The sequence below is a fragment of the Curtobacterium aurantiacum genome, assembly GCF_018598555.1.
Classification (GTDB): Bacteria; Actinomycetota; Actinomycetes; order Actinomycetales; family Microbacteriaceae; genus Curtobacterium; species Curtobacterium aurantiacum.
Genome location: NZ_JAHEWN010000014.1, coordinates 1 through 16,527, shown reverse-complemented (window position 1 = coordinate 16,527; position 16,527 = coordinate 1). Strand labels below are relative to the sequence as shown.

Genomic DNA, 16,527 nt, shown 5'->3' with positions numbered 1-16,527 from the left:
CCGACAGAAAGTGACCACCCCGTGACCGCAGCCCTCGTCGTCAACTCCGGCTCGAGTTCGTTCAAGTACCAGCTCATCGAACTCGAGGACGAGCGCACGCTCGCCTCCGGGCTCGTCGAGCGCATCGGCGAGTCCGCCGGGGCGTGGAAGCACACCAACGCGCTGACGGGGGAGTCGTCGTCCAACGACGCCGCATCGGTGCCCGACCACGCGGCCGGGTTCCAGGCGATGATCGACGCCTTCACGAAGGTCGGCCCGTCGTTCGACGAGCACCCGCCCGCCGTCGTCGGCCACCGCGTCGTGCACGGCGGCACCACCTTCGACCGCGCGACGGTCGTCACGGACCAGGTCGAGCAGCAGATCGAGGACCTCAACAGCCTCGCGCCGCTCCACAACCCGGCGAACCTCGAGGGGATCCGGGCGGCGAAGCAGGTGTTCTCGGACGTCCCGCACGTCGCCGTCTTCGACACCGCGTTCCACCAGACGATGCCGCCGCACGCGTACACCTACGCGATCCCCGCCGACCTCGCCGCCGAGTACGGGATCCGCCGCTACGGCATGCACGGCACCAGCCACAAGTACGTCTCGGAACAGGCCGCGGAGTTCCTCGACCGGCCGCTCGCCGAGCTCAAGACGATCGTGCTGCACCTCGGCAACGGGGCCTCCGTCGCTGCCATCGACGGCGGGAAGTCGATCGAGACCTCGATGGGGCTCACGCCACTCGAGGGGCTCGTCATGGGCACCCGGTCCGGCGACCTCGACCCCGCGGTTCTCATCCACCTGCACCGCGAGGCCGGGATGACCTTCGACGAGCTCGACACCATGCTCAACAAGCGGTCCGGACTGCTCGGTCTGACCGGCAACGGCGACATGCGGGACGTGCAGGACGCCGCCACGAAGGGCGACGAGCAGGCGGAGGCGGCGCTCGCCGTGTACCGCCACCGCATCCGCCGGTACGTGGGCGCCTACACGGCGCAGCTCGGCGGACTCGACGCGGTCGTGTTCACCGCGGGGGTCGGCGAGAACAACGCGCTGCTGCGCCGGCGCGTGCTCGCCGGGCTGGAGCACCTCGGCATCGAGATCGACCCGGACCGCAACGAGTTGGCCTCCCGGGAGGCGCGGCGCATCTCCACGGACGGCTCACGTGTCGCGGTGCTCGTCATCCCGACGAACGAGGAACTCGAGATCGCCCGGCAGTCGGCTGCGGTCGCGCTCTGAGGCGCGGCGCGCGCGTCGCTTCGGGGCGTCGTGCTGGCACGGTGCGGCGTTCGCCGGTGGGTGCGGGATCGGCTGCTGGGTGCGCGCTTCCAGCGCGGCACGGGGCGTGGAAGTCCCCACGGTGTGGGTAGGTGCGCACGGTGCGGCCGGGAGGCGCGGGGCGGGCTGGCGCCGTGCCTCCCGTCCGTTCGTGGGTCGCGTCCGGCGCACGGTGCGGTGTTCGTGGGCTGGTGCGGGGCTGACGGCTGGGTGCGCGCATGCAGCGCGGCACGGGGCGTGGAAGTCCGCACGGGGTGAGTAGGTGCGCACGGTGCGCGGCGTGGCACCTTCGGCGAGGAGCTCGCACGGGGTGAGTAGGTGCGCACGGTGCGGGCCGCGCGGACCGGTCAGGTGAGGGCGCTCAGCGCTGCCGGGATCGGGGTGTCGCCGCTCGTGACCTCGAACTGCACGCCGACGGCGGCGTCGTCGAGGAGGGCGTGCAGGACGACGGTCGCCACGTCCGCGCGGGGGATCGATCCGCGCGGCACGGTCCGGCCGACGTCGACGGTGCCCTGCGGCGGGGTGTCGAGCAGGCCTCCGGGACGGACGATCGTCCAGCGCAGTCGTCGTGCCCGCAGGTTCGCGTCCGCCTCGGCCTTCGCCCGCAGGTAGACCTGGAACACCGCAGCGTCGTCCTGGGCCGGCACGACCGCGAGCTCCGGGTCGTAGGTGTCCGCCGCCATCGCCGAGATCATCACGTAGCGCTCGATGCCGGCACGCTCGGCGGCGTCGGCGAGCAGGATCGCCCCGTCACGGTCGACGGTGAGCTTCCGCTCGGCGCCGCTGTTCGGCCCGGCGCCCGCGGCGAACACCACGGCGTCCACGCCGCGCAGGCGGAGCGCCAGGTCGTCGTCGCTGAGCTGCTCCAGGTCGGCGACGACCGCGCGGGCTCCCTGCTGCTCGACGTCGGCCACGTGCGAGGGATTGCGGACGATGGCGACGGCGTCATGGCCGGCGTCGGTGATCTGGCGGGCGAGGAGCAGGGCGATCTGGCCGTGTCCTCCGGCGATGGCGATCTTCATGTGTTCGAGTCTGCCCGTTGCGTCCGGTAGACTTCTCGGCGGCTCCTCACGTGACGCCATCCAGGCCAACTCCCCCAGGGCGGAAACGCAGCAAGGGTAACCGGGCTCTGGCGGGTGCGTGAGGAGTCTTCTTCGTTCCGGGCGGGCAACCGGGGCTGCGCTCATCTCGTGTGCGGGTGCGTGAGGAGTCTTCTTCGTTCCGGGCGGGCAACCGGGGCTGCGCTCATCTCGTGTGCGGGTGGGTGAGGAGTCTTCTTCGTTTCCGGTCTTCTTCGTTCCCGGGTTGTCATCGTCTCCGGTCTTCTTCGTTCGTGACCGGTTGCGCTGCGCCGTCGCCCCCCGTTCGGGAGGGCCGGTGCGTTTTTCCGACGACGCGTGCGGACACGAACCTGATCATGTGTAAAGATCTGCGTCAGGAACCCCCAACCAGGATTCCGACCCTCCACCGCCTCACCAGCGGAGGAGCCTCCACCGCCTCACCAGCGGAGGATTCCGAGGATCAGGTGGCGGGCCGCGCCCGCCAGGAAAAGAGACACGCATGCGCAGGCACGCGTCGCTGCTCGGTACCCGCGTACCGACCGCAGCGTACGAATGGACACGACGGATCACCCGCGCGGACGGCCGGGCTCGACGACGAGCCTCGGACGACCGGCGGCTCCTCCTGCGCGGCGGCGTCGTCGCCACGGTGACGGCGCTCGTCGCCGCCACCGTGGCGATCCAACCCGCGGCGGCCGCCCAGACCGACGTCACCGAGGCCGAGGGCCTGCTGCTCAGCGGCTCCGGCATCGTCGACGTGGACGGCGTCGCCCAGCTCGGCGGCGCGTACTCGGCTCGCGGTGCGACCTCCGGCGGCGGCACCACGAACCAGCCGCTGAACCTCACGGCGCTCAACACGCTCGGGGTCGGTCTCGGCAACGACATCGACCTGCTCGGACCGAACGGCATCCTGACCCTCGGCGTCGACGGCCAGTACGCCACGACCTCGGCCACCGGCGCGACCGCATCGTCCGGCCTGCTGACGAACGACGGCGGCATCGGGGTCGGCACCGGCTCCGGTACCGGCGCGGCGACGCTGGACCTCAACCCGCTGTTCTCGCGAGTGGGCGCCGACACCACGGTGCTGTCGAACGCACAGCTGGAGATCGGCGCCCTGGCGTCCCGCATCCAGGCGACGCGCGGTACCACGGTCGAGACGACGACCGACTACCGCATCGCCGGTGCGGAGCTGGACCTGACGAGCCCCGCCGTCGCCGGACTCAGCACCGCGCTGCGGAACGACCTGCGCACCTTCTCCGGCACGGTGAACTCCGCGGTCGGCGCGGACGGGGCGCTGTCGGGCACCACGACGGCGCTGACCGGCGAACTGCAGCAGCTGCTCCGTTCGACGAGCCTCGGACTCGTGAACGTGAACGGCACGAACGTCACGGCGACGGTCGACCTGAACCTCGACGACACGCTGACCCGCGTGCTGCAGCAGCCGCTGACGGACGGAGCGGTGACGATCACCCCCTCGACCGGCGCGGTCACCGTCGACCTCGACCGGCTCACCACGCTCAACGGCCAACCCGCCAACACGTCGGTCCTGACCGAGGCGGCCGTGAGCTCGATCAACCGGAGCATCACGACGATCCTCGGCACCCAGCTGCCGACGGCCCTGCAGACCGCGGTCGTGAACACGATCAACTCGACCGCGGTGCGTATCGACGTCACCGCGAACGTCAACGCGGTCGGCCTCCCGCTCGCCGCGCTGGCGCTCCGGGCTGACACCACGCTCGGCGCCCTCGCCGGCTCGGCACCCGCCACCGCGACGGTGACCGCGACCGGTGGCCCCCTCGGGCTGAACGCGCTCGGCGCGCTGCTCGCACCGGCGGTCAACTCGATCGTCCTGCCCGCGCTGCAGACCATCGTGCGGCCCCTCGTCACGGGCTCCGCCCTGACGAACCTCGGCACCACCCTCACGGCGACGACCTCGGCCGTCTCCACACTGCTCAGCCCGGTCGTGCTGCTGCTCCGCCAGGTCGTCGACCTCACCGTGAACGCGCAGGACAGCACCGGCTTCCGCGACCCCCGCGGGTACGACACCGGATCGCAGAGCGTGCACGCCCTCCGGCTCTCCGTGCTCCCCGGGGCGAACGTCGCCACCGTGGACCTCGCCACCTCGACCGTCCGTGCGACGGCCTTCGCGGCACCGACCATCACGGCGCCGACGGACGGACAGCAGTTCACCGTGCCGTCGGCGACCTCGACCCGCAGCGTCGTCGTGAGCGGTGCCGGTGAGCCCGGCGCCACCGTCGCCGTGAGCCTCGGCGGCGACCGCACCGGCACGGCGACCGTCGCTGCCGACGGGACCTGGACGACGACCATCGCGGACGTCCCGACCGGCGAGTACACCGCGACCGCGACCCAGACGGTCGGCGGAACCGCGGCCGGTGCCGTGACGCAGGACTTCTCCGTCGTCGCACAGCGCCCGCTGACGATCACCACACCCACGGCCGGTCAGACCTTCACCACGACGGGGGAGACCGCCCCGGTCACCCTGACGGGCACGGCGACCGCGAACGCGCGCATCAGCGTCGACCTCGGCGGTGGCCTGACCGCGACGGGCACGGCCGACGACGCCGGCGCCTGGAGCGTCAGCGTCCCCGAGGTCCCGGTCGGTGAGCAGACGGCGAGCGTGACGCAGACCGTCGGTGACACGACCTCCGCCCCCGTCACCCGGTCCTTCCGTGTCGTGGCGGCGGCCGGCCTGACCGTGGACACCCCCGCGGCGGACCAGGACTTCCCGCTCGCCGGTGACACCCGGTCCGTCCCCTTCTCCGGCAGCGCACAGGCCGGGGCCCGCGTCGACGTCGACCTCGGTGACGGCCTGACCGCGACCACCCGCGCGAACGCCGACGGCACCTGGTCGACGAGCGTCACGGACGTCCCCGCCGGCGAGTACTCGGCCGAGGTCACCCAGACCGTCGGCGGCACGACGAGCGCACCGGTCACGCGGGACTTCACCGTGACGGCGGCCCCCGCGCTGATCATCGACGAGCCCGCCGACGACAGCACCATCACCGTCGCGGACGAGACCTCGACCACGCCGGTGACGGTGTCGGGCTCGGCCGCCCAGAACGCGCGGGTCACCGTCGGCATCGGCGGTTCCTTCTCCGCAGCGGTCACCGCCGACGAGGACGGTGCCTGGACGACGACCTTCGCCGACGTCCCCGTCGGGGAGCGCACCGTCACGGCTCGTCAGACCGTCGACGGCACCACGTCCGGCCCGGTGGAGTCCACCTTCACCGTCGAGGCGGGTGACCCGCTCGCGATCACCTCGCCCGAGGACGGCGACGTGGTCACCGTGCTCGACGCCGACACCACCACCGACCTCGACGTCGCCGGCACGGCCGAGGCCGGCGCCGAGGTGCGGGTCTCGCTCGGCGACGGGCTGACCGCCACCACCACGGCGGACGACGACGGCACCTGGACGGTCGCCGTCGCCGACGTCCCGGTCGGTCGACACACGATCACGGTGACGCAGACCGTCGGCGGGACCACCTCGCCGGCCGTCCGCCAGGCCGTCACGGTCCAGGCGGGCGCAGCGCTCGCCGTCACCGCCCCGGCGCAGGACGACACCGTCACGGTCGCGACCGACGACTCGGTCGTCGACGTGACCGTGCGGGGGACCGCCCAGCCGGGTGCCCGCGTCGAGATCGTCCTGGACGACGGCGACGCGGTGTCCACCACCGTGGACGAGCAGGGCACCTGGTCGGTGGTCCTCGCGGACGTCGACACCGGCAGCCACACCGCGACGGTCACGCAGACCGTCGACGGTGCGACCTCGGCACCGGTCGACCGTGACTTCGCGGTCGAGGCCGGCGACGAACTCGTCATCGTTGCCCCCGGCGACGCGCAGGAGGTCCCCGCCGGCACCGGCGGGCAGGCCAACGTGGTCGTCCGCGGCACCGCGGAGCCCGGCGCGAGCGTCGCCGTGACGATCGACGACGGCGACCCCGTCGAGGTCGTCACGGACACCGCGGGCAACTGGGAACTCCCGACCACGCAGCTCGGCATCGGCGAGCACACCGTCGAGGCCGTGCAGACCGTGAACGGCACCGACGGCCCCGTCGTCACGCGTGACTTCACCGTGGTCCCCGGCAACGCGATCGTGATCGACACCCCGGCGAGCGGCGCACGCTTCGTCGTGGTCGACGGTGACGCCACCGCGACCGTCCGCATCACCGGCACGGCCGAGCCCGGCGCCGCCGTGACCGTGTCGGTCGGCCCCGGCACCCGGTTCACCACCACGGCCGACGGCGAGGGGGAGTGGGCGGTCGACGCGACCGGTCTCGCCCCGACCGGCCTGTACACCGTGTCCGCGAGCCAGGAGATCGAGGACGTCAGTGCCGTCCCGATCACCTTCGAGGTCGTCACGGCCAACCCCCTGACGATCACCGGCCCCGGCGCGGACGCGATCGCGGTCGCCGGCCCCGACGTCGAGCGCGACGTGACGGTCACCGGCACCGGCCAGCCCGGCGCCGCGGTCACCGCGACCCTCGCCGGGTCCGACGACCAGGAGACGACGGTCCGCGCCGACGGCACGTGGTCGGTCACGTTCCCCGACCTCGGGGTCGACGTGCACCGGGTCTCGATCACCCAGACCCTGGCCGGCAGCGTCTCCGACCCGCGCACCTCCGACCCGGTCGAGCGCACGATCACGATCGAGGCCGCCGACGCGGTGACGATCACCACCCCGGAGACCGACGTGGTCCTCCTCGTGCCGGACCCGGACGCGACGCGCGACGTCGTCGTCTCGGGCGCGGCGGCGCCGGGCGCGCCGGTGACGGTGCGCCTCGGCGACGACGAGCTGACGACCACCGCGGACGCCGACGGTGACTGGACGGTCACGTTCGGTGGGGTCGGTGTCGGGACCCCGACGCTGGCCGCCAGCCAGACGGTCGGCGGTACCACCGCCTCCAGTCCGGACCAGACCGTCACGGTGCGGGCCGGAACCGCCCTCACCATCGCGACCCCGGAGGACGGCGACGTCCTGACGGTCGCCGACACGTCCGGCACGGCCGACGTCGAGGCGAGCGGTCGGGCGCAGGCCGACGCCGAGGTGACGGTGCGGCTCTCGACCGGCGAGACCGCGACGGTGACCGCCGACGAGGACGGCCGGTGGACCACCACCTTCCAGGACGTCTCGGTGGGCGACCACCGCGTCACCGCGACGCAGGTCGTCGGCGGCCAGACGTCGACGCCGGTCACGGCGGCGGTGTCGGTCCGTGCGGGCGCCCCGCTCGTCGTGTCCACCCCGCGGGGTGCCACCACCGTCACGGTGGCGGACGACGACGCCACCACCGACGTCGCCTTCGCCGGCACCGGCGAGCCGGGCGCGACCGTCACGGTCGACCTCGGCGACGGCAGGACCGCCACGGCGACCGTGGACCGCGACGGCGACTGGGAGACGACGGTCGAGGACGTGCCGACCGGCTCGTACACGGCCGCGGTCACGCAGGCGATCAACGGCACCACGAGTGCGGCGGTCGAACGACCGGTGTCCGTGGTGGCCGCTGCCGACCTCACCATCCGTGAGCCCGGCGACGACCCGATCACGGTGGCCGACGGTGACGCGACGACGACCGTGACGGTCGCCGGCGACGCCCAGCCCGGTGCCACGGTGACGGTCACCGTCGACGACCGCGACCCCGTCGAGGTCACCGCCGGCGACGACGGCTCGTGGAGCGTCGACGTGCCGGACCTCGGTGTCGGTGGGCACACCGTCGAGGTGACGCAGACCGTGGACGGCTCGACCTCGACCACCCCGGTCGAGACGACGTTCGAGATCGAGGCTGGCGCACCCGTCGTCGTCACCGAGCCGACGGCCGACCAGGAGTACACGGTCGCCGACGGGGACGGCACGACGACGGTCGACGTCGCCGGCACCGCCGAGCCGGGCGCGACCATCGTGGTCGACCTGGGCGACGGTCGCACCGAGTCGACCACCGCGGACGACGACGGCGCGTGGAGCGTCTCGGTCCCCGGTGTGCCGGCCGGCACCACGACCGTCAGCGTCACGCAGCGCATCGACGGCACCGAGTCCGCGCCGGTGACGGTGGACGTCCGCGTCCTCGTCGCCGACCCGATCACGATCGCCACCCCGGTGGACGGGACCACGATCCGGGTCGCCCAGCGCGACTCGGTCGCGACCCTCACCGCCGCGGGGGCCGCCGAGCCCGGTGCCGAGGTCCGTGTCACGATCGACGGCGGCGACGCCCGGACCGTGACCGCGACCGACGCCGGCACCTGGAGCGTCGAACTGCCGGACACCGCCGTCGGCGAGCACACGATCCGTGCGACCCAGACGGTCGACGGCTCGACGTCCGCAGCGGTGCGCAGCACCTTCACGGTGGCACCCGGTGCCGCGCTGACGGTCACCGCCCCGGCGGACGACACCACGTTCACCGTGCCGAGCACCGACCCCACCGCGACCGTCCCGGTCGGCGGCGAGGGCCAGCCCGGCGCGACGGTCCGCGTCGTCCTCGACGACGCCGACCCGGTCGTGGTCCGTGTCGGCACCGACGGACGGTGGGAGACCTCGCTGGTCGACGTGCCGGCGGGCGAGCACACGCTCGTCGTCACCCAGGTCGTGAACGGCACGACGTCCGACCCGATCGAACGCGACGTGACCGTCGCGGTCGCCGCCGCGGACGCGATCGTCGTGACCGCACCGGCCGACGGCGCCGACTACCGGGTGCTCGGAGGTTCGACTGACGTCCGCGTGACCGGCACCTCGGCACCGAACGCCACGGTCTCGGTCCGCATCGACGACGGTCGCGCGGTCACCACGACCGCGGACGACGACGGCGAGTGGGCCGTGACGGTGCGGGACGTCGACGAGGGAGCGCACACCATCGCCGCCAGCCAGACGGTCGACGGTGACACCACGACCGCTCCGGAGGTCGGCTTCACGGTGACGGCCGCGACGCCGGTCGCGATCACCAGCCCGACCGACGGCCAGGTGTTCCCGACGACCGGATCGACGAAGGCGATCCCGGTGAGCGGCACGGCCGAGCCCGGTGCGACCGTCACGGTCGACATCGACGGCCGCACCGCCACGACGACCGCCGGCGACGACGGCTCGTGGACGGTCACGATCGGCGGCGTCCCGGTGGGCGACCACACGGTCTCGGTGACGCAGACGGTCGGCGGTCGGACCTCCGACCCCGTGACCGCCGACGTCACGGTCGAGGCCGCACGGGCCACGGACATCCTGATCACGAGCCCCGAGCCCGGGCAGCTCATCACCGCGGACGGCTTCGGCGACACCGGCTCGTTCAGGGTGACCGGTCAGGCCGCCCCGGGTGCCACGGTGACGGTGTCCCTGTCCACCGGACAGGTGCGCACCACCACCGCCGACGACGAGGGCGCGTGGGACGTCATGTTCGAGCGGGTGCCGGAGGGCGAGTGGACGATCAGCGCCACGCAGTCCGTGGACGGCACGACCTCGGCGGCGGCCCGGGTGCCGATCGTGGTCGACGCCCTGGAGCCGCTCGCCGTCACCTCGCCCAGCCAGGGCGAGCAGCACATGGCGGACGAGGACGGCGACCACGACCTGATGGTCACGGGCACCGCTGAGCCCGGCGCGACGGTCACCGTGCAGCCGATGGGCCGCGACGTGGTCGTCACGACCGCCGACGAGGACGGCGAGTGGTGGGTCATGGTCGGTCTGCCGGTCGGCGCGCACATGCTGCGGGTCACCCAGTCGGTCGGCGGGTTCACCTCGCAGGCGCAGATGGTCCGCGTCATGGTCATGGACGACACGGTGGACCCGGAGGAGCCGGGTACCCCCGGTACCCCCGGGAACCCGGGCACACCCGGGACCCCCGGGACCCCGGGTGCGCCCGGTCTGCCGGGCACGCCGGGCACCGGCGGCACCGGCGGCGGCACCGGGATCGGTGGCGGGAACGGCACCGGCGGAGGCGCGGGCAACGGGACCAGCGGCACCGGCACCGGGTCCGGGTCTGGCTCCGGCTCCGGCTCCGGCAACGGTGACCTCGCCTGGACCGGCGCGGACGTCGTGCCGATCGCCGGCACCGCGGCGGGCCTCGTGGTCCTCGGGTTCCTGCTGCTGGGGCTCTCCCGCCTCGCCGGCGGCCTGCGTCGCCGCACCCGCGGCTGAGTCCGCACCCGCGTCACACACCGCGCCTCCCGCCCGTCGACCAGACGGACGGGAGGCGCGGTGCCGTCCGGGCGCTCGGCCCACCGCCGACGGGTGGTCCTGCCCGGCGGGACGACCTGTGGACGGGCACGCGGGTTGTCGGTCGTGACGGCTACCCTTGTCGCGTGGTCACCGCCCTGTATCGCCGTTACCGGCCTGAGAACTTCGCCGAGCTGATCGGGCAGTCGCAGGTCACCGACCCGCTCCGCACGGCGCTCCGTACGAACCGCGTCAACCACGCCTACCTGTTCAGCGGCCCGCGCGGCTGCGGCAAGACGACGTCGGCCCGCATCCTCGCGCGCTGCCTGAACTGCGCCGAGGGCCCGACGGACACCCCGTGCGGCGTCTGCCCGAGCTGCGTCGAACTCGCCCGCGACGGCAGCGGCTCGCTCGACGTCATCGAGATCGACGCCGCGAGCCACAACGGCGTCGACGACGCGCGTGACCTGCGCGACCGCGCCGTGTTCGCCCCGGCTCGCGACCGCTACAAGATCTTCATCCTCGACGAAGCGCACATGGTGACGCCGCAGGGCTTCAACGCGCTGCTCAAGCTGGTCGAGGAACCGCCGGAGCACGTCAAGTTCATCTTCGCGACGACCGAACCCGAGAAGGTCATCGGCACCATCCGGTCGCGCACCCACCACTACCCGTTCCGGCTCGTGCCGCCCGCGGTGATGCTCGAGTACATCGAGCAGCTCTGCACGCAGGAGTCCGTGTCCGTGGCCCCCGGTGTCCTGCCCCTGGTGGTGCGCGCCGGTGGCGGTTCCGTCCGCGACACCCTCTCGTTGCTCGACCAGCTGATGGCCGGCAGCGAAGACGGCGCGATCGCGTACGAACGTGCCGTGGCCCTGCTCGGCTACACCGACGCCGCCCTGCTCGACGACGTCGTCGACGCCCTTGCCGTCGCCGACCCCGCGTCCGCCTTCGCCGCGATCGACCGCGTGGTGCAGACCGGGCAGGACCCCCGCCGCTTCGTCGAGGACCTGCTCGAGCGCCTGCGCGACCTGATCGTCGTCGCGGCGACGAACGAGAGCGCCGCCGCCGTCCTGCGTGGCGTCTCGCCGGAAGAGCTCGACACCATGAGCCGCCAGGCCGGGGTCTTCGGCGCGACCGGGCTGTCCCGTGCCGCCGACATCGCGAACCGTGCACTGACCGACATGACCGGCGCGACCTCGCCCCGACTGCACCTCGAACTCATGACCGCCCGGATGCTCGTGCCCGAGGCCGACGACACCCAGCGCGGTGCCCTCGCGCGGGTGGAGCGGCTGGAGCGTCGCGTCGGGGTCGGCGACGCCGGCGGACACCAGGCCGGCGCCGGTGAGTCGTCCGCTCCCGCCGTCGCTGCGGCGCCCCGTCGTGAGCAGCCGGCAGTCGCGGCTCCCGCAGCTCCGGCTCCTGCCCCGACGCCCGCTCCGGCCGCGACCCCCGACCGCACGACCGCTCCCGAGCGTGCCGCCGAGCAGCCCGTCGCGCCGCAGGCCGATTCCGGAGCTGTGGCGCGCGACGCCGCAGCGTCGTGGGCGGCGGTCGCTCCGAGCACTCCTGGAGCGCCCGCGCAGACCCCGCCCGAGCCTGCGAAGTCCGAGTCCTCGAAGCCCGATTCCTCGCAGCCCGAGCCCTCGAAGTCTGCGGCCGAGCCGGTCAGCCCGTCGTCCACCGGTCAGGGCACGACGATCGGTGACGAGCCGGCCGTCCGGACCGTCGGCGCCGTCGGCTTCCAGCAGATGCGCGACTCCTGGCCGCAGATCGTCGAGCACGTGCAGCACGCCAAGCGTTCGGCGTGGTCGGTGGTCGTCACGGCGCAGGTCACCGCGCTCCGCGACGACGTGCTGACGCTGACGTTCCCGAGCCAGCAGGACGTTGCCTCGTTCAAGGAGATGTCCGATCCCTCGGCCAGCGTCAGCGAACTGCTGCGTGCCGCCATCGTGGACGTCCTCGGTCTCCGGGTGAAGTTCGTCGCCCGCGGGCCCGGACAGCAGCAGCGTCAGCAGCAGCAGCAGCAGTCGGCTCCGGCCCAGCGTTCCGCCCCCGCTGCGCAGGCGCCCGCGGCCGCCCCGACCCCGACCCCGACCCCGGCTCCGGAACCCGCGGCTCCGGAGCCCGCGGCACCGAAGTCCCCGGCGCCGGCGTCCGCTGGTGCCCCCACGCCGACGGCTGCCCCTGCCGCGGAGCCGAAGGCAGCGCCGACCGCGTCCGCGCCGCAGCGCGGCCCCGCACCGACCGAGCCGACCCCAGCCCCCTCGGGCGCGCCGGTGACGGACTGGGCGGTCGCGACGATCCCCGCCAGCGACCCCACCGCTGACGCCGTCCCGGAGTCCGTCGAGCCCAGCTGGGCAGCACCCTTCGGCACCGTGCCGGCGTCCGCGCCGGTCGCCCCTGCCGAGACGAGCACGCCCCAGCCGACCGAGCCGCCGGCACCATCGGCCGCACCCGGGCAATCAGGCGCTGCCGCGGAAGGGCGGCCCGACCAGCCGACCACCCCGGGTCCGCAGGCGGCGTCCGGAGCGGGAGCCGTGCCTCCCGGCGGTCCCGTCGTGCCGGGCGTGCCGGTCGACGACTACCCGCTCGATGACGAACCGTACGACGACGGCGCCCCGTTCCCCGACCCGGGGATCGGTCGTGGCTCGGCACCCGCAACCGCCGCACCCGCAACCGCCGCGCCCGCAACCGCAGCGCCCGCTGCTGCGACGCCGGCAGCCCCGGCGCAGCAGGCCGCACCGCAGCGCGCCGCCCAGCCGGCCGCCGCTCCTGCGCGCACCGCCCCGCCCGCACGCCGTGCACCGGTCGCAGGCCGGTACGGCGAGGCCGTCGTGCGTGAGATCCTCAACGCCCAGTTCATCGAGGAGACCGCTCTCCACCAGGACGGTGCCTGATGTACGACGGGATCGTCCAGGACCTCATCGACGAGTTCGGCCGCCTGCCCGGGATCGGCCCGAAGTCGGCACAGCGCATCGCGTTCCACATCCTGCAGACCGAGTCGTTCGACCCGAGCCGGCTCTCCGAGCTGCTCGCCGACGTCAAGGAACGTGTCCGCTTCTGCGAGATCTGCGGCAACGTCACCGAGAACGTCCAGTGCAGCATCTGCCGTGACCCCCGTCGTTCGCCGGCCACGATCTGCGTGGTGGAAGAGGCGAAGGACGTCGCGGCGATCGAGCGCACCCGTGAGTTCCGCGGGCTGTACCACGTGCTCGGCGGGGCGATCAGCCCGATCGACGGCATCGGCCCGGACGACCTCCGCATCCAGCAGCTCATGGTGCGCCTGGCCGACGGCACCGTCGACGAGGTCATCATCGCGACCGACCCCAACCTCGAGGGTGAGGCGACCGCGACCTACCTCAGTCGACTGCTGGTCCCGATGGGCATCCGGACCACGCGCCTGGCGTCGGGTCTGCCCGTCGGCGGCGACCTGGAGTACGCCGACGAGGTCACCCTCGGCCGTGCTTTCGAGGGACGGCGGGTCGTCGGCGGCTGACTGCCGCGCAGGATCCTTGCGTCCGGGCCCGCTCGCACGCAACATCCCCGAAACACCGACTACCATTGTGAGACCGCGTGACCTCGCGGTGTCGCCGTCTCCGGGAGTACCAGCCAGTGGCCTTGATCGTGCAGAAGTTCGGTGGATCATCCGTCGCGGACGCCGAGAGCATCAAGCGCGTGGCGAAGCGGATCGTCGAGACGAAGAAGGCCGGCAACGACGTGGTCGTGGCGGTCTCGGCGATGGGCGACACCACCGACGAACTCGTCGACCTGGCGCACTCCGTCACGCCGATCCCTGCCGGCCGTGAGCTCGACATGCTCCTGACCGCGGGGGAGCGCATCTCGATGGCGCTGCTCGCGATGGCGATCAAGAGCCTCGGGGTCGAAGCGTCGTCCTACACCGGCAGCCAGGCCGGCATGCTCACCGACGCCCAGCACGGCAAGGCCCGCATCGTCGACGTCACCCCGAAGCGCGTCCGCGAAGCGCTCGACTCCGGGCACGTCGCGATCGTCGCCGGCTTCCAGGGGTTCAACCGCACCACGGGTGAGATCACCACCCTCGGTCGCGGCGGCTCGGACACCACCGCCGTCGCCCTCGCCGCCGCACTCGACGCCGACGTTTGCGAGATCTACACCGACGTCGACGGCATCTTCACCGCCGACCCCCGCGTCGTGCCGAAGGCCCGCAAGGTCGACCGCGTCACCAGCGAAGAGATGCTCGAGCTCGCAGCCTCGGGTGCCAAGGTCCTGTACATCCGTGCCGTCGAGTACGCCCGTCGGCACGGCGTCACCCTGCACGTCCGGTCCTCGTTCAACAACAACGAGGGCACCATCGTCTACAACCCTGCAGAGGGGGAAACCGTGGAAGAACCGATCATCACCGGGATCGCCGGAGACCTCTCCGAGGGGAAGATCACCGTCGTGGGCGTCCCGGACCAGCCGGGCAAGGCCGCCGAGATCTTCACGAACGTCGCACGTGCCGGGGCGAACATCGACATGATCGTCCAGAACGTGTCGGCCGCGTCGACCGGGCGGACGGACATCTCGTTCACCCTGCCGAAGGACCAGGGCCAGACCGTGCTGACGGCGCTCGAAGTCGCGAAGGCCGACATCGGGTACGAGAGCATCCAGTACGACGACCAGATCGGCAAGCTCGCCCTGGTCGGCGCCGGGATGCGCACGAACGCCGGTGTCTCGGCGCAGCTCTTCCGCGCCCTGCACGACGCGTCGATCAACATCGAGATGATCTCCACGTCGGAGATCCGCATCTCGGTCGTGACCCGCGCCGACACCCTGAACGAGGCGATGCGCGTCGTGCACAGCGCGTTCGGCCTCGACGCCGATGCCGAGGCCGTCGTCTACGCCGGCACCGGCCGCTGACGCCCGCCTGATCCGCTGAACACCAGGAGCACCGCATGAGCACCCTCACCGTCGCCGTCGTCGGCGCCACCGGCCAGGTCGGCGCCGTGATGCGTCGCCTGCTCGAAGAGCGCGCGTTCCCGGCCGACCGGGTCCGCTTCTTCGCGAGCGCCCGTTCCGCCGGCACGACGCTGCCGTTCCGCGGCGAGCAGATCGTGGTCGAGGACTCCGAGCTCGCCGACCCGTCCGGCATCGACATCGCGCTGTTCTCCGCCGGGGCCACCGCCTCGCGGGCCCTCGCGCCGAAGTTCGCCGCCGCCGGGGCGATCGTCGTCGACAACTCCAGCGCCTGGCGCATGGACCCCGAGGTTCCGCTCGTCGTGAGCGAGGTGAACCCGCACGCCATCGACCAGGCGCCGAAGGGCATCATCGCGAACCCGAACTGCACGACGATGGCGATCATGCCGGTGCTCAAGGTCCTGGACACCGAGTCCGGGCTCCGCCGCCTCGTCGCGACGACCTACCAGGCGGTCTCGGGCTCCGGGCTCGCCGGGGTCGACGAACTGCTCGGCCAGGCGAAGGCCGCGCTCGAGCAGGACACCGCTGCACTGACGCACGACGGATCCGCCGTGACGTTCCCCGAGCCGGTCAAGTACGTCCGCCCGATCGCCTTCGACGTCGTGCCGCTCGCCGGCAGCATCGTCGAGGACGGCCTGGGCGAGACCGACGAGGAGAAGAAGCTCCGCAACGAGAGCCGGAAGATCCTCGAGCTGCCCGACCTGCTCGTCGCCGGCACCTGCGTGCGGGTCCCCGTGTTCACCGGGCACTCCATCTCGGTGCACGCCGAGTTCGAGCGTCCGCTGTCGCCCGAGCGTGCGACCGAGATCCTGTCGAGCGCTCCCGGCGTCGAACTCTCCGACGTCCCGACGCCGCTGCAGGCCGCCGGCCAGGACCCGGCCTTCGTCGGCCGCATCCGCGCCGACCAGTCCGCACCCGAGGGCCGCGGCCTCGTCCTCTTCGTCAGCAACGACAACCTGCGGAAGGGCGCCGCGCTCAACGCGGTGCAGATCGCCGAGACGATCGTCGCGCGCCGCTCCGTCGACGCGTAGCGGGGTTCGCGGACGCGACCAGCAGACGGACGCCGCCGGTAGGATCGACGGGTGGCAGAGCAGCAGGTGGACCCCATCGACGTCGTCCTGATCGGCGGAGGCA

The 16,527-nt window shown here is 72.9% G+C and carries 7 protein-coding genes and 1 other RNA gene; 7 read left to right on the top strand and 1 reads right to left on the bottom strand.

The window, feature by feature from the left end; all coding sequences use genetic code 11:
- Window positions 1-21 precede the first annotated feature (21 nt).
- Window positions 22-1,218 (top strand): acetate/propionate family kinase, encoded by a 1,197-nt coding sequence (locus KK087_RS12675; protein ID WP_214529507.1) that lies wholly within the window; start codon window positions 22-24, stop codon window positions 1,216-1,218.
- A gap of 386 nt (window positions 1,219-1,604) precedes the next feature.
- Here KK087_RS12675 and KK087_RS12670 read toward each other — a convergent pair whose 3' ends face one another.
- Window positions 1,605-2,279 carry an SDR family oxidoreductase gene (locus tag KK087_RS12670; protein WP_214528513.1) on the bottom strand — a complete coding sequence of 225 codons (675 nt, stop codon included), beginning with the start codon at window positions 2,277-2,279 and terminating at the stop codon, window positions 1,605-1,607.
- 37 nt (window positions 2,280-2,316) lie between these two features.
- On the opposite strand from KK087_RS12670, the gene ffs reads away from it, so the two are divergent.
- The 6 genes from ffs (at window position 2,317) to KK087_RS12640 (ending at window position 16,424) form a co-directional block, all read left to right on the top strand.
- Window positions 2,317-2,413: signal recognition particle sRNA small type (gene ffs, locus KK087_RS12665), an RNA gene on the top strand.
- A 404-nt stretch (window positions 2,414-2,817) separates the two neighbouring features.
- Complete coding sequence (locus KK087_RS12660; RefSeq protein WP_214565777.1) at window positions 2,818-10,443, top strand: choice-of-anchor G family protein; 7,626 nt, start codon at window positions 2,818-2,820, stop codon at window positions 10,441-10,443.
- A gap of 164 nt (window positions 10,444-10,607) precedes the next feature.
- Entirely contained in the window at window positions 10,608-13,355 is a 2,748-nt protein-coding gene (locus tag KK087_RS12655) for a DNA polymerase III subunit gamma and tau (protein WP_214565775.1), read from the top strand.
- Complete coding sequence (gene recR / locus KK087_RS12650) at window positions 13,355-13,954, top strand: recombination mediator RecR (RefSeq protein ID WP_110902665.1); 600 nt, start codon at window positions 13,355-13,357, stop codon at window positions 13,952-13,954. The genes KK087_RS12655 and recR overlap by 1 nt, the downstream gene beginning before the upstream one ends.
- Before the next feature lie 116 nt (window positions 13,955-14,070).
- Window positions 14,071-15,336: an aspartate kinase gene (locus tag KK087_RS12645; protein ID WP_017888681.1), complete on the top strand. Its 1,266-nt coding sequence runs from the start codon at window positions 14,071-14,073 to the stop codon at window positions 15,334-15,336.
- A 35-nt stretch (window positions 15,337-15,371) separates the two neighbouring features.
- The gene (locus KK087_RS12640) at window positions 15,372-16,424 is read left to right on the top strand and encodes an aspartate-semialdehyde dehydrogenase (protein WP_214543488.1); all 1,053 of its coding nucleotides are present in this window, start codon (window positions 15,372-15,374) and stop codon (window positions 16,422-16,424) included.
- Window positions 16,425-16,527: the final 103 nt, after the last annotated feature.

What these genes read in the sequence shown, in the direction of transcription:
- recR (WP_110902665.1), top strand. Translation starts at nt 13,355, where the DNA reads ATGTACGACGGGATCGTCCAGGACCTCATCGACGAGTTCGGCCGCCTG.
- KK087_RS12640 (WP_214543488.1), top strand. Translation starts at nt 15,372, where the DNA reads ATGAGCACCCTCACCGTCGCCGTCGTCGGCGCCACCGGCCAGGTCGGC.
- KK087_RS12660 (WP_214565777.1), top strand. Translation starts at nt 2,818, where the DNA reads ATGCGCAGGCACGCGTCGCTGCTCGGTACCCGCGTACCGACCGCAGCG.
- KK087_RS12670 (WP_214528513.1), bottom strand. Translation starts at nt 2,279, where the DNA reads ATGAAGATCGCCATCGCCGGAGGACACGGCCAGATCGCCCTGCTCCTC.